Origin of the sequence: Deinococcus yavapaiensis KR-236, from assembly GCF_003217515.1 — a bacterium.
Taxonomy (GTDB): Bacteria; Deinococcota; Deinococci; order Deinococcales; family Deinococcaceae; genus Deinococcus_A; species Deinococcus_A yavapaiensis.
In genome coordinates this window covers 19,029-32,735 of the sequence record NZ_QJSX01000008.1, presented here as the reverse complement: position 1 = coordinate 32,735, position 13,707 = coordinate 19,029, and the positions used below count along the sequence as shown (strand labels likewise).

14 protein-coding genes and 1 tRNA gene are annotated in these 13,707 nt (G+C 66.8%); 6 read left to right on the top strand and 9 right to left on the bottom strand.

Annotated features, from left to right (window positions below; genetic code table 11):
- Nucleotides 1-66 precede the first annotated feature (66 nt).
- Together DES52_RS11025 and DES52_RS11020 are read left to right on the top strand one after the other, a co-directional pair.
- Nucleotides 67-375, top strand: coding sequence for a hypothetical protein (locus tag DES52_RS11025; protein ID WP_110886875.1), 309 nt, complete (start codon nucleotides 67-69; stop codon nucleotides 373-375).
- A 193-nt stretch (nucleotides 376-568) separates the two neighbouring features.
- A complete protein-coding gene (locus DES52_RS11020; protein WP_110886874.1) occupies nucleotides 569-1,606 on the top strand; it encodes an aspartate-semialdehyde dehydrogenase in 1,038 nt (345 codons plus the stop codon).
- Here the strand turns inward: DES52_RS11020 and DES52_RS11015 are convergent.
- Together DES52_RS11015 and DES52_RS11010 are read right to left on the bottom strand one after the other, a co-directional pair.
- Entirely contained in the window at nucleotides 1,593-3,218 is a 1,626-nt protein-coding gene (locus DES52_RS11015; protein ID WP_110886873.1) for a S8 family peptidase, read from the bottom strand. The genes DES52_RS11020 and DES52_RS11015 overlap by 14 nt on opposite strands.
- Before the next feature lie 72 nt (nucleotides 3,219-3,290).
- A complete protein-coding gene (locus tag DES52_RS11010; protein ID WP_110886872.1) occupies nucleotides 3,291-5,246 on the bottom strand; it encodes a S8 family serine peptidase in 1,956 nt (651 codons plus the stop codon).
- A 97-nt stretch (nucleotides 5,247-5,343) separates the two neighbouring features.
- On the opposite strand from DES52_RS11010, the gene DES52_RS11005 reads away from it, so the two are divergent.
- On the top strand, nucleotides 5,344-5,850 hold the full coding sequence (locus DES52_RS11005) for a metal-binding protein (RefSeq protein WP_110886871.1): 507 nt from the start codon (nucleotides 5,344-5,346) through the stop codon (nucleotides 5,848-5,850).
- Nucleotides 5,851-5,861: 11 nt separating this feature from the next.
- On the opposite strand, the gene DES52_RS11000 is transcribed toward DES52_RS11005, so the two are convergent.
- From DES52_RS11000 to DES52_RS10980, 5 genes are all read right to left on the bottom strand, one after another.
- Complete coding sequence (locus DES52_RS11000; RefSeq protein ID WP_110886870.1) at nucleotides 5,862-6,602, bottom strand: class I SAM-dependent methyltransferase; 741 nt, start codon at nucleotides 6,600-6,602, stop codon at nucleotides 5,862-5,864.
- Between the two features lie 17 nt (nucleotides 6,603-6,619).
- Nucleotides 6,620-7,396, bottom strand: coding sequence for a polysaccharide deacetylase family protein (locus DES52_RS10995; RefSeq protein ID WP_170131012.1), 777 nt, complete (start codon nucleotides 7,394-7,396; stop codon nucleotides 6,620-6,622).
- Nucleotides 7,397-7,463: 67 nt separating this feature from the next.
- Nucleotides 7,464-8,621 carry an LptF/LptG family permease gene (locus tag DES52_RS10990; RefSeq protein WP_110886868.1) on the bottom strand — a complete coding sequence of 386 codons (1,158 nt, stop codon included), beginning with the start codon at nucleotides 8,619-8,621 and terminating at the stop codon, nucleotides 7,464-7,466.
- A 16-nt stretch (nucleotides 8,622-8,637) separates the two neighbouring features.
- The gene (gene mreB / locus DES52_RS10985; protein WP_425451123.1) at nucleotides 8,638-9,729 is read right to left on the bottom strand and encodes a rod shape-determining protein; all 1,092 of its coding nucleotides are present in this window, start codon (nucleotides 9,727-9,729) and stop codon (nucleotides 8,638-8,640) included.
- A 92-nt stretch (nucleotides 9,730-9,821) separates the two neighbouring features.
- Nucleotides 9,822-10,073, bottom strand: coding sequence for a hypothetical protein (locus DES52_RS10980; RefSeq protein ID WP_110886867.1), 252 nt, complete (start codon nucleotides 10,071-10,073; stop codon nucleotides 9,822-9,824).
- Between the two features lie 79 nt (nucleotides 10,074-10,152).
- Between DES52_RS10980 and DES52_RS22935 the strand changes: the two genes are divergently transcribed.
- Both DES52_RS22935 and DES52_RS10970 read left to right on the top strand, forming a co-directional pair.
- Entirely contained in the window at nucleotides 10,153-10,416 is a 264-nt protein-coding gene (locus DES52_RS22935) for a hypothetical protein (protein WP_170131011.1), read from the top strand.
- Entirely contained in the window at nucleotides 10,413-11,759 is a 1,347-nt protein-coding gene (locus DES52_RS10970; RefSeq protein WP_110886865.1) for an MFS transporter, read from the top strand. The genes DES52_RS22935 and DES52_RS10970 overlap by 4 nt, the downstream gene beginning before the upstream one ends.
- Here the strand turns inward: DES52_RS10970 and DES52_RS10965 are convergent, their stop codons facing one another.
- On the bottom strand, nucleotides 11,760-13,085 hold the full coding sequence (locus DES52_RS10965) for a nitrilase-related carbon-nitrogen hydrolase (RefSeq protein ID WP_110886864.1): 1,326 nt from the start codon (nucleotides 13,083-13,085) through the stop codon (nucleotides 11,760-11,762). It lies immediately after the preceding gene.
- A gap of 108 nt (nucleotides 13,086-13,193) precedes the next feature.
- Entirely contained in the window at nucleotides 13,194-13,472 is a 279-nt protein-coding gene (gene rpsO / locus DES52_RS10960; RefSeq protein ID WP_110886863.1) for a 30S ribosomal protein S15, read from the bottom strand.
- A gap of 131 nt (nucleotides 13,473-13,603) precedes the next feature.
- On the opposite strand from rpsO, the gene DES52_RS10955 reads away from it, so the two are divergent.
- Nucleotides 13,604-13,688: transfer RNA gene (locus DES52_RS10955), tRNA-Leu, on the top strand.
- Nucleotides 13,689-13,707 lie beyond the last annotated feature (19 nt).

Genomic DNA, 13,707 nt, shown 5'->3' with positions numbered 1-13,707 from the left:
AAAACTTCGTCTCTCTGCGCGCCGCGTTTCCCGCGTCGTCCTTCGTCGCACAAGGTGTCTTCTCACATGCCGACTCGCATTCGTATCTACGGAAAGGAAGCCGTTTTCAGCGAAGGTTGCTGGACGTGTGACGACGACGTGCTGCAAGCGATGCTGCAAGCCCTCGTGGACCCACGCTCCGTGCGAACGCCCGAGGGCGAACGGTCGCACGCGCTGTACGCGGCAGGTCGTTACGGTGGCTTGGTGCTGCTGGAGCACGGCTGGGTGAAGGCCGACATGCCTGCGCCTGAAATCACCATGGAAGACATCGTCGGCAAGCGCTCCGAGGACCGAGCCAAGGCGGGATGGTTGTCGTGGATGAAGCGCAAAAAATGAAGGGGTCCTCTAGACGGCCCCACTACGCGCGCGACGACCACGTCGTAGTTTGCAGTATGGCGCGAGCCTTCACGACGACGATTTGACGGGCGACGAACCGAAGCGGTCCGTCGCCCGAACCTGCTCCTGAAAAGAGCAGGTTTTTTTGTTCGAGGCGTCAGCTCGGACGAGCGAGTCGTACAAAAGGAGAGACATGAAAATTGCGATCGTAGGAGCGACGGGAGCGGTAGGCGTGGAGATGCTGAGGGTGCTGGAGGCATCGACGCTTCAACCTTCGGAGGTGCAGTTGTACGCCTCGGCGCGCAGCGCGGGCTCCACCTTGCCTTTTCGTCGCCGCGACCTCGTGGTGCGCGAACTCGTTCCCGGCCCGATTCCGGCGGACGTGATTCTCGCGTCGGCTGGCGGCAGCATCTCCAAGGCGTACGCGCCCGATTGGGTGGCGGGCGGCAGCGTCGTCATCGACAACTCCAGTGCCTTCCGCCTCGACGCGGACGTGCCGCTCGTCATCCCCGAAATCAATCCGGACGCGGCCCTCTCGCACCGCGGCATCATCGCCAATCCGAACTGCACGACGGCCATCGCGGCGGTCGCCGTGTGGCCGCTTCACCGCGCGTTCGGCGTGCGCCGCATGATCATCAGCACCTACCAAGCGACGTCCGGGGCGGGCGCCAAGGGCATGGAGGAATTGCTGGAAGGCACGCGCGCCTACCTCGACGAGCAGGCGGTGGAAGCTCGGACGTTCGCGCACGCCATTCCCTTCAACCTCATTCCGCACATCGATACGTTTCAAGACAACGGATACACCCGCGAGGAGATGAAGGTCGCGTGGGAGACGCGCAAGATCTTCGGCGAGCCGAACTTGCGCGTCTCGTGCACCGCCGTGCGCATTCCGACTTTGCGCGCGCACTCCGAGGCGATCACCTTGGAGTTCGAGCGGTCCGCGACGCCCGACGAGGCGCGCGAACTGCTCGGAACCGCGCCTGGCGTGGAGCTCGTGGACGACCCCGCCGCGAAGCGCTACCCGATGCCGCTGACGGCCAGCGGAAAGTACGACGTGGAAGTCGGACGGGTACGGGCCAGCCTGGTGTTCGATGGCGGCCTCGACTTTTTCGTGTCGGGCGACCAGTTGCTCAAGGGCGCGGCCCTCAACGCCGTGCAGATCGCGGAGTTGCTCCACGAGCGCGGCGCGTTGAGGGCCGTCACGTCGAGCGAGGTTGTCAGCGGACGGTGATGTCCGTCCCGAATTCTTCCTCGGCGTTGACTTCGAAGACGCGGCTTCCGGTGAGGTTCAAGCCGTTGCCGCTGAGGCTGGCCGAGAGGGTGTACGTGCCGTACGGCAAGGTGAGGCTGTACGGCACGCGACTCACGGCGTCGTACGTCTGCTTGCGGAAGGTCTGAACGACGCTCGCGCCTTGCCGCGCCGTGACCGTGACGGTGTAGGGCGCGGTGGACGGCGCGGTGGCCCGCATGGCCGCGCCGACGTCGAGCAGTTTCGCGCCGCCTGCGATGTCACGCCCGCTCGTTGTGAGGACACGCCGCACCTGCTCGGGCGTGAAGGCAGGATTCTTCTGAAGCAGCAAGGCCGCCGCGCCGGACACTTGCGGCGCCGCGAACGACGTGCCCGCACGACGGGTGTATCCGCCGCCGAGGTTGAGTCCGAGCAATTGATTCTGGAGTTGAATGTCGCCGCCCGGCGCGTACAAGTCCACGGGGCGTTGATCGGCGAGCGGCACGGCGGAGTTCGGCGAGCGAACCTCGGCGCCTTGATTGTTCACGACGGTCGACCCGACGGAGATCACGCGGGGATCGGACGCGGGGTAGAGCACGCCTTCGATCGCGACGTTTCCAGACGCGGCGACGAGGACGACGTTGGCGTCGTACGCGCTTTGCAACGTTTGCGCGAGCGCCGGATCGTAGTTGCCGCCTCCGAAGCCGACGCTCATGTTGATGATGCGGGCGCCGCGCGACACGGCGAACGCGACGCCTTTCGTGAGGGAGACGGTGTCGGCGAAGTCTTCCCCGACGGAGCTCGTGTTGAAGACCTTGACGGGCAGCAAGGTGCGGCCCGACCACGTGAGGCCCGCGATCCCAACACCGTTGTTCGTCGCCGCGCCGATCATGCCGATGGCGAAGGTGCCGTGCCCGCTCGAGTCGCCGGTCGTTTCCGACGTGTCGGCGTCCTCGCCGGAGCACGAGGCCGTTCCCGGATCGCCGTTCGTTTCGAGGGTAGTCGCGCAAAAGTCGCGGCCCGCGAGCAAGCGTCCAGCGAGATCCGGATGGGAGGCGTCCACGCCCGTGTCGAGCACCGCGACGATCGGCGAGGTGAGGCTGGGGTTGCCCGCGTCGAAGGCGGCGTCCCAGCCGCTCTTCGCGTTGATGCGCGTGAGGTAATCCTGGGTGACGCGGGTGGCGCCGAACGAGATTCCGGCGTTGCCGGGATAGCCGGGGTCGTTCGGAACGGACGCGGCGAGCGCGCGGTACAAATAGTTGGGTTGGGCGCGCACGCCCGAGGCACGCAAGCGAGCGGCGAAGGCCTCGTCGGTCTCGCCGCTCGGCGTGAAAGCGCGCGCCAAGTCGTCGCCGAGCGCCTCCAACCGCACGCCCGACAGCGCGTCGAGGCCTTGGGCGCGTAACGCCGACGCGCCCAAGATCAGCACTTGGCCGCGTACACGCGGAGCGCCGAAAGACGCGGAGACGGACGCCGTGTCTTGCGACGCGGACAGCACGAGATCGGGCACGACGTTCCCCGTGACTTCACCGACGCGTGTCTCGGCCGGGGTTTCGAGAAAACCGCAGGCGGTGAGTGCGAGGCTCGCCGCCAAAAGCATCCAAGCTTTCCTCATACCTCATTGTTCACACGTCCAGGCTGACGTGGGATGAGGCGAACCTTGCGAAAGCACTCGACGCGCCCGGCGTCAGCGCAAGCTCAACTTCCCGAGGTCGTCTTGGCCCGTCGCCGGTTGTGATTCGAAAGCATGCGACAAGCGCGCCTCGCCTTCCTCGCCGTACAGGCCGTTGCCGTTCGTGTCTTGACGCGCGTCGAGCGTGAACGACCCGCTCGGCAGGTAAGCCGAGAAGCGCCCGACGGCGTCGAGGTCGAGGCGCAGAAACTGCGGATCTTCGCTCGGCAAATCCTGGCGAACGCGGACGTCGAGCGAGGGCTCGACGGATTCGGCATTGAGGGCTTTGGCGGCGTTGATGAGCCCGTAGCCGTACACGTCGTTACGACCCGGCGTGCCGAGGTGCGTTGCCGAGTCGATCAGACGCTGGCGCACCGTGTCCGGCGTCTCGGCGAGCCCTTTGCTGATCACGAGCGCGGCGAGCGCGGAAACTTGCGGCGTGGCTTGCGACGTGCCTGCCATCGCCTCGTAGATGGGGCGGTTGTTCGTGAAGTCCCACGACGTGGAGTACACGAGATCGGGGAAGGCGTTTTCGCCGAGCGAGCCTCCGTTGTAGGCGTGCGCTCGTTCGCCGCCCGGCGCCGCGAGGGTGATCGCGCCGTACGCGTTGCTGTAGCTGGCTTGTTGCGGCAGGATTTCGCCCAGCGTGACCGACGCCACGGCGATGGCGCCCGGGCAGGCGGCGGGGTAGAACGGCTTGGTGTTGCCGTCGTTGCCGCCCGCGGCAACGACGAGGGCGCCGTGCGCCGTCGCGTCCGCGATGGCGTCACACAGCGGCTGCGCATTCGCGCTGGAGACGGCGGCGCCGAGACTCAAATTGACGACGCGCGCCGGATGGGGATTCGTCCGCGTCTCGCCGTTCAAGGTGATGGGAAGACCCGCGGCGTACCGAATGCCCGTCGCGACCATCGCGAGGCTGCCTCCGCCCGATCCTAGAACGCGCACGGGCAGCACCTTCACGGGCGCTTTGTACGCCGCGCCGACGACGCCGCTGTCGCTGCAGGTGTCGCAAGGCGGCGTGAACTTGCCCCAACGCGCGGCGATGAGGCCCGAGACGTGCGTGCCGTGGCTGCCTTCATCCAAGCCGGGCGTACCGCTGTCCGTCGGATCGTCGTCGTTCTCGACGAGGTCGAGCGCCCCGTCGCCGGGACCGTACAGGCGGCCTTCCAAATCCGGGTGGTCGTACCGCACGCCCGTGTCAAGCACGGCGACCGTCACGGCGTTCGGATACGGATGGTCCTCCATGTCTCGCCACACGGCGCCGTAGCTCAGCAAGCGAAACGGCCACTGCAGCGGTGCGTACTGATCGGCGGGCTGAACGCTGGCGGGAAGCACCTCGCCAAGCGGTTGCAGCATCACGTTCGGCACGGCGTACTCCACGGCCGGGTCTTGCTTCAAGCGGCGCACGGTCCCGTTGACGTCGTTCGTTGGAACGACCGCCACGCGCTCTCCGGCAGACGAGGACGCCGCGCCGAGCGACAAGGCGCGCGCGACGCCCGAGGCACTTCGGTATTTCACGAGGACGCTTTGCGCTTCCACGTTCCGCGTGGTGTTGACGGTCGGGCGCCGAGTTTCAGCGTCTTGCCCTTGAACGCTCGGCGGCACGATCTGTCCGGTCACGCGCGCCAACACCGAGGACAAGTCCGCGTTCACCTTCACGACGGTCGAGCCTTGCCCGTCGGCGGACTCCCACTGCACGGTGAAGGTGCCGCTCAGGCGCGGCGTCTTGAGGAACATCGTCGGCTCGACGCTCACTTGCGTCGAGACGGCGTTCGTTCCGGCGCGAGGCGACACCGTGAGCCAAGCGGGCACGTTCTTGACGCTCCACGACGTCGTACCTTCGTATTGCACGGCCGCCACTTGCGCTCCTCGCACGTCGACCGTCATCGCCGCCGGCGGTTGCCCCGGAGCCGACCCTCCACACCCTACCAGCCCCAAAGTCAAGAGGGCCGTCCATGAGACATGCTTCATCGTTCCTCAGTCTAGAGGACGGACGTGATGGGACGTGAGAGCGATCCGGCGAGATTTTCGCGCGCCAGGCCACGCTTCAAGCGTCTACAATGTCCGCGTGCCCAGCGGTCGCACTCATAACCTCATCAACGTCGGCACCTTCGCCGTGGGCGGCACGATCGCGCTGTTCTTGCAGCGTGCGGACGTCGTCACCATCTCTTCGTTCGACGCGGTCACGTTCACCGTCGGCTTCTTCGTCGGAACGTTTCTGCTGTCGCCCGACCTCGACCTCGCCGAAGGGCACGTGAGTTCCAAGCGCGCGTGGGGCTTTCTGGGCTTTTTGTGGGTACCGTACGGTTTGCTGTTCTCGCATCGTGGCTGGTCGCACTCGTGGATCGTGGGTCCTGCCACCCGCCTCGTGTACCTCGCGATCATCGTGGCGCTCGTGTTCGGCTTCCTGCGCCTCGCGTGGCCGACGTTCGGCGTTCCGGACGTGCGCGTGTCGTGGGTGTCGCTGCTGCCGCTCTTGACCGGGTACTACGTCAGCTCTTGGCTGCACCTCATGGCGGACGGCGTGCGGCCCGACCACAAGATGAAGTTGCGGCCCAAGCGCGCGCGGCGCTGATCGGCGACGCCTCAGCCGGAGGCGAGGGTGGCCGTCACGACGAGGACGCGACTTTCGTCCGTGACGGGCCCGCCTTCGAACGAACCCGCGAACTTCGGGGTGAAGCCCGCGTGGCGCAGCCACCACTCCAACTCGAAGCGCGTGAAGTACCGCTGCGTCAAGGTATGATGTTCACGCGCGAGGCGTCCGTCTTCGTGCGTGGTGTCCACGAAGTACTGCGTCGTCGCGATTTGCCGCGATCGATCCACGCGTTGCAGCATCAACACGTCCGTGCGTCGCCCGTCGGCCTCGAAGGTCTCGCCTTCGTGACGCAACACCCCCTCGGGACCGAAGTTCGGAACGTACACGTCGAAGGCGAGACGGCCGCGAGGCGCGAGATGTCGCCGCACCGCTCGAAGGGCGGCGAGTTGGTCGCCCGTGGAGTACAAGTGCATGAAGGCGTTGAACGGCGCGATCACGAGGTCGAAGGACTCGCCGAGGTCGAAGTCGCGCATGTCGCCTTCCACGAAACGCGGCGAGACGTCGGCGTCTCGCGCTCGTGCGCGCGCGTACCGAAGCATGTCCGCCGAGAGTTCGAGGCCCGTGGCGTCCACGCCCGCCCGCGCGAGGTGAACGGTCACGCGGCCGGACCCCGCCCCGAGCTCCAGAACGCGGCCGCCCACGTCCCGTGCGAGGCGGGCGTAGAAGTGCAGATCGTCGCGGTAAGTGGCGTACTGAAGGTCGTACAAGGCGGCGAGCGGTCCGTAGTCCATTCGCCGAATGTACCGTGTCAGCGCGTGACGACGCGCAGCAGCCTCGCCAAGCGTGGACGCAGGTCGCCCAGCCGCTCGGGGCGCACGTTCGGCAAGTCGCCGACGGGCCCGGGGCAAAGCCCGGCCTCACGCAAAGCGTCGAGCAACAACGGCAAGGCGAGCACGCAGTGATTCGCGCCGGGACCCGCGTCGTGCAAGACCATCGTCCCGCCGGGCTCCAAGTGCGCCAGGATGCGCCGTACGATCCGCTCGGGCGTCATGGACTCCACCCAGTCGTTGCCCATCACCGTCCAGTGAACGCCCCTCAAGCCTTCGAGGCGCAACGCGAGAACCGCCACGAGGGTGTACGCGCCGTGCGGCGGGCGAAACAAGGCGGGGCTAAACCCGAGGACTTGCTCGAAGGTCGCGCAGGCGCGCCACAGGTCGTACACGAAATCCCACGGAGAGCGCAGCCACGCGTGTCGATGCGTGTAGCAGTGCAAGCCGACTTCGTGCCCTTCTTCCACCAAGCGGCGCGCGAGGTCCGGAAAGCGCTCCATGCGCTCAGCCACGACGAAGAACGTCGCCTTCACGCCCGCCTTTTTCAAAGCGTCGAGCACGAACGGCGTGGACGCGGGATCGGGACCGTCGTCGAAGGTCAAGGCGACGCTCGTGGCCGTGTCGCGACCTCGACGCAGCAACCCGACGTTGCCGACTTGCACGAGCAGGTAAGGCAGCAGGAAGTACGAGGCGAGACTCACGGCGGCGACGCCGTCGTCGGGGCGCCACTTCAGCCAGGCCGAGAGCCTTTTCACGACGTTCACCTTAACTTAAGAAACGCGCCTTTGGCAAAGGCGCGTCTTTGCGGCGAAGCGAGGAGAGTCAAGAGGCGCGCCGCAACATCAGCAAGCCGCCCACGCCGAACAAGACGTTCGCGACCCACGGCGCGACTTCCTGGGGAATCACACGGCCGCCCAGCGAGAGGCCCAGGACGTACGTGAGGTAGTACGCGACGGCGATCAGCAAGGCCACGCCGAGCGCCACACCCATCGTTCTTCCGAAGCGCAGCGCGAACGGCAACGCGGCGAGCACGAGCACGAGGTTGCCGAGCGGCAAGGCGAGCTTGCGGCTGAGAGCCGAGCGCGCCTCTTGCCGCTCGGCCGACGTCGCGTCCTGATCGTTCGCCGTCGCCCACAGGCGCGAGAGCGACACGGAGTCGGCGCTGATCGTGTCGGCGAACTCCGCGATGGCCCGCTTGCGCGACAAGCCCGTGTCGATCTCGATGGTGCCCTCGGCGCTCGACGCGAACGGGAAGACTCCGCGCACCGCTTCGCGAAACGCTTCATCGCTCACGTTCGGTGCGAGGCTGCCCAGCGCGTCGATCGCCGCGTAGTTCAAACGGTAGAAGCGGTAGTTTCGCAAGGTGATGGAATTGCCTTCGTACGTGCCGCTGTCGGCGAACAAGACGATCGCTTGCCGTCCGCTCGCGTCGGCGCTTCCCTGCGCGTTTTGCCACTGCTGCAGTCTCACGCGGTTCATTCGGCGCGTTTGGGTGTCGTAGCGTTCGAAGTGCAGTTCCAGCCCCGGCCCGATTTCGACGGTACGCCCGTTGAGTTGCGACAAGCCCGCGCCCGTGATGCCGTCCCAGTAGAGGCTTCGCGCCTCGATGTTCGCGCGCGGCACCACCCATTCCGAGAAGTACAGCGACACGCCCGACACGAGCAGCGCGAGCAGCGCGGCGGGCACGGCGAGGCGCCCGAGGCCCACGCCGCCCGTCTGCGCCGCGCCGAGCTCGCGTTCGTTCGCGAGGCGGCCGTACGCGACGACGACCATGAGCACGACCGCCATCGGAAAGACCATCGTGAGGTTATACGGAACTTGCAGCGCGAGGTACTGCAAGATGAGCGCGACGGGCGCGCCGATCAGCCACTGAGACGACACGAAGTACAAGCCGAAGGACACGACCGCCGTGAACAGCAGCGAGCCGAGCACCAGCGGCGGGTACAACTCGCGGAAGATGTAACGTTGCAATCTCGGCATGGAACGCGTGAAGACCTCAGCGACGCAGGTAGTTGTCGCTGGAGATCAAGTGGTGGCGCAGAATCGGAATCATTTCCAGCGCCATGCCCGTCCCGACCGCGACCGCTTCCGTGGCGTTCTCGGCGACGGCGACCGGGATGCCGGTCGCTTGACGCAGCAACTCGTCGAAGTTGCGCAGCAGAGCGCCGCCGCCCGTCATGACGATGCCGCGGTCGATGATGTCCGACACGAGTTCCGGCGGCGTGATCTCAAGAACGCGCTTGACGCCCTCGGCGATCTTGCTGACGGGCTCGGCGAGCGCGTCGATGATGTCGGTCGTCTCGATCGAGACGGTCTTCGGAAGGCCGTGCAGAAGGTCGCGCCCGCGCACCTCGGCCATGAGGTTGTCTTCAGGGCGAAGCAGCATCGCCGCGCCGATCTTGACCTTGATCTCCTCGGCGGTGCGGTCGCCGATCATGAGGTTGTGCTTGCGGCGCACGAAGCGGATGATGCTTTCGTCGAACTCGTTGCCCGCCACGCGCAGCGACTCGGACACGACGATGCCTCCGAGCGAGATCACGGCAACGTCCGTCGAACCGCCGCCGATGTCCACGATCATCGACCCGACCGGCTCGGCGATCTTGAGGCCCGCCCCGATCGCGGCGGCCAAAGGTTCCTCGATCAAAAAGGCGCGCTTGGCGTTCGCGTTGAGGGCGGCGCGCAACACGGCGCGCTTCTCGACGTCCGTCACGCCGCTCGGCACGCCCACCATGAGCTGCGGCTTGAAGTTGAAGCCGAGCATGCGGCCCATGCTGCCCTGCACTTTGCGCAAGAACATCGCGATCATCTTCTCGGTGAGAGCGTCGTCGGCGATCACGCCGTCCTTGATGGGACGCACCGCGACGATATTGCCGGGCGTGCGGCCCAGCATGCGGTACGCTTCTTCGCCGACGGCCATGACTTCCTTCGTGTCACGAGTCATGGCGATGACGCTGGGTTCGTTCAGGACGAGGCCGCGATTTTTGCTGTAAATGAGGAACGTCGCCGTTCCAAGGTCGATGCCGATGTCTTCTGAAAACCTCAAAGCTCCCCCCGTCGCCTTCTCGTTCCGCGCCGTGCCGAGCAACACGGCTCCGCGGGGCGTGGAACGATAACCAACGTATGCTAGCACGCGGTCCATGAGGGTTCGGTTCAAACGCGTTCACGCGCTGCTCGGGCGCTTCAAGAGCGCGGCTTCACGTAGGCGGCCGTCCAAATGAGCGCGCACGACAAGCCCAAATACATCAGGCCCCGAAAGTACGCGTCGATGCCGCTCGCGCCGACACGGCGCGCGAGCAAGCCCTCCGCGACGGACAGGACGCGCAGCGCGTCCGACGCCGAAGGGTTGACGTGCGCGAACGCGGCGAGCGCCAACGGCGCGAGCCCGACGCCCAGCACGGCGCACACCAGCATCAACAGAAAGCGCCAGCGCACCCGGGTCTTTCCTCTCGAGCCTCGATCGAAGCGAGTATCACCGACAAAGTCTAAAGCCACAGCGCTTAAGATGATGCGCGTGTCCTTGCCCGCCCGCGTTCGCCTCAGCCGTCTGCGTGAAACTCCCTCTCCCGGCGTCTTGTCGTCCTTGCGGCGCCTGCGAGACGCGCCCCTCCTCGCCCGAATCGGCGAGCCGGGCGTCGTGTGCGTCGTCGTGATCGCGGGCGGCAAGGTCGTCGGTTACCTCGCGCGCGGCGGCGAGGAGGAAGTGGTGGCGCTCGAACCGACGTGGCGGGGGCGCGGCATCGAGGCCGCCTTGCAAGACGAGGCTCGCGCACCTTGAGCGCGGAGCGCCTCCTGGGCCCCGAAACCCGCGCGCTCAGCATCGGGCTCGTCTTGACCTTGCTGTTGATCGCCTTCGAATCGCTCGCCGTGTCCACCGTCCTTCCGACGATCACGCGCGACTTGGGCGGACTTCGGCTGTACGGCTGGGCGTTCAGCGCCTTCTTCATGGGCTACTTGCTGTCCACGGTGACGCTCGGATCGGTCGCGGACAGCCGAGGCCCCACCGCGCCGTTCACGCTCGCGCTGATCTTGTTCGCGGTGGGTCTCGTCGTGGCGGGCCTCGCGCCCAGCATGGAAGTCTTCATCGTCGGTCGGGCGCTGCAAGGACTCGGCGGCGGCGGCATGATCGCCGTCGCGTACGTCGCCATCAACCGCGCCTTGCCCGACGCCTTGCGCGCGCGCATGCTCGCGCTCCTGTCCAGCGCGTGGGTGCTGCCCGCCCTCGTCGGGCCGTACCTCGCGTCTCGCGTGGCCGATCTCACGTCGTGGCACGTCGTGTTCCTCGGGCTGCTGCCGCTGCTCTTGATCGCCGCGCCGCTCGTGCTGCCCGCTCTGCGGCGCGTGCCCTCGGCGGGCGCTCCTTTGGACGTGGGCCGCGTTCGCTTCGCAGGGCTCGCCGCCTTGGGAACGACCCTCGCGCTCGCCGCGCTGACGCAACGCGCATGGCTGGGAGTCGCGTTGCTGGGCGTGGCGGGCATCGCGATCGCCGTCCCGGCCCTGCGCGCCCTCTTTCCGCGCGGACAGTGGCGGCTCGCGGGACCGCTCGAAGCAGGCTTCGCGACGCGCTTCGTGCTGACCTTCTCGTTCTTCGGTGCCGAAGCGTTCGTGCCGCTCGGCCTCACGAACTTGCGCGACCTCTCCACGACCTCGGCGGGCCTCGTCCTGACCGCGTCCGCCTTGACTTGGTCGACCACCTCCATCATGCATTCGCGCTTCGACGAGCGCACGCGGGGTCGCTACCGCTCGGTCGTCTCTCGGATCGGCGTGAGCTTCGTCGCGGCGTCCATCGCGCTGATGGCCTTCGTGATCGTCGTGCCGAGCGTGCCGCTCGCCTTCGCGTGGCTCGGCTGGGCGCTCGGCGGGTTCGGGATGGGCCTGGCGTTCCAGTCGCACACCCTCGTCGTGATGAAGAGCGCGCCCGACGGGCAAGAAGGCCAGGTGTCGGGCACACTGCAGATGGCGGACGTCCTCGGCGGCGCGATCGGGGCGGGCCTCGGCGGCGCCTTCGTCGCGTGGCTCGGCGTGACGAGCGGCGTAGCGCTGCTGTTCGCCTGCGCGCTCCTGATCGCGCTGTCCGGGCAAGTGACGACGGCGCGCCTCAGGGCGCCCGGTCCGAGTTGATCAAAAACTCCACAGGGCCCCGAGCGCGGCGCCCGCGAGGACGAGCGCTCCACCGACGAGTTTCGAGCGGCGCGCTATCCGTGCGCCGCCCACCACCAGCGACGCCACGACGAACGGCTTCACGCTTCGCGCGGCCGTCACGCCCGGCGCGGGCGACAACACGGCGCGGCCTTCCAGCAACGCGTTCACCGCTTCCTCGTGCGGCGAGAGCGGCTGGGCGTCACGCTCGCGGGGCGGCAGGGTGAGGTCTGCCGAGAGGACGTCTTCTCGATAAGCGTTTTCGCGCGGCGAGCGCGACGCGGGCTCGAGTTGCAAACCGACACGCCGCAACGTTCCGAGGTCGCCGTCCTCCACCCACGGTGCGAGCGCGAGAAAGCCCGCCCTCGGCTCGGTCATGACGTAACTGCGCGGCTCGGCCGCTTCGTCGGAACGAGCGACGATGGCGCTTTGTCCGTCGAAGGCCACGTCGAAGAGGTTGCCGACCACCATCGGATTGAGGGCGTAGCGCAGCGTCGGCGAGCGCTGGACGGCTTGCCACGCGCTTTCCAGCCACGCTTCGGGCTGATCGCGCTCTCCGGTGCGCGGCCCCTCCTGCTCCTTGCCCGTCCAAGAACCTCCGTTCGCGTCGGGTTGGAGCAGCACCGTGCAGCCTTGCTCCTCGAGGCGCGCGATCACGTCGGGCATGAAGGCGTCGAGGCTGATCGCCACGCCGAGATCGCCGACGTCGGTCGGAAAGACCCGCAAGTCCTCCAATCGGCCCACCGAGAAGTCGAGGCCGCCCGGACCCTCGGGCTGCGTGAGATACACCTTGTCGGCCGTGCCGATCACGCGTCCGTCCGGCGCGAAGATGACCGTTTCGTTGAACACCTGCGACCCGAACGACAAGTCGGTGCCGATGCGCGCGAGGTGCGGAAGCGGCGCCGACCCGCTCACGAGGTACACGCCGAAGGTCCGAGCGAGGTCCCGGCACGTCTCCAAGTACACCCGAACCGTTTCGGGAGCGCGGACGAGGTGCAGCGCCCGAGCGAGGCTCACGCGCCGCGCGCTCGCCACGGCGAGCACTTCGGGCAGGAATTTCGCGAGACTGAGGGCGAGCGCGCCTTGCAGCGACGTGGCGCGCGTGGCGAGCCGGGCGTTCGTCAGCAGCAACGGCAACCCGTTGAGTTCGGTCAGGACGACGAGGTTCGGGCGGGACGACGACAGGTGCGGTCGCGCGCGGTCGAGTTGCGAGCGCATCCAAGCGCGAAAGCTTCCTTCGGACGCGAAGTCCTCCACGGTCCACTTCGGCTGGACGACGACCGCCCGCACGAGACGAGGCTCAGACATGCGTTCAGCATAGTCGACCCTCGTCTCGTTCCTCCCGCGACGTTCGTGTAAAAAGAAACCTCCCCTACTTCGTAGGGGAGGCGACGCGAAGCGTCGGAAGAATCGGAATCAGCGAACGATGCGCTGGCCGCGGCGGATGCCGAGACGGTCCGTGAGGGCGATGTACTCCTCGTAGTTCGTGCGCTCCAAGTACTTCAGGAGGCGGCGACGCTGACCGTTGAGCATCTGCAGGCCGCGCTGACCGTGCTTGTCCTTGCGGTTCGCGGTCAGGTGACGGCTGAGGTTGTTGATGCGCTCGGTGAGGAGAGCGACTTGCACGCTGGTGCTTCCCGTGTCGGTCGAGCCCTTTTGGTGTTCGGCGATGACCGCCTGTTTGTCGATAGACATGAATTTTGTCCTCCTGTGTTGTGATGTCCCGACGAGGAAAGCAAACCCTATTGGGGCCTTCCAAGCGGCAAGCGCCAGTTTAGCATGACTTGACAGAATCGCAAGGGAGTTCTATTCTTTTTTCGCTGCTCGCTGGGGTGGCGGAATTGGTAGACGCACTAGCTTGAGGGGCTAGCGCCGCGAGGCGTGTGAGTTCAAATCTCATCTCCAGCACCAGAAAAGAGGCTCTCTTTCG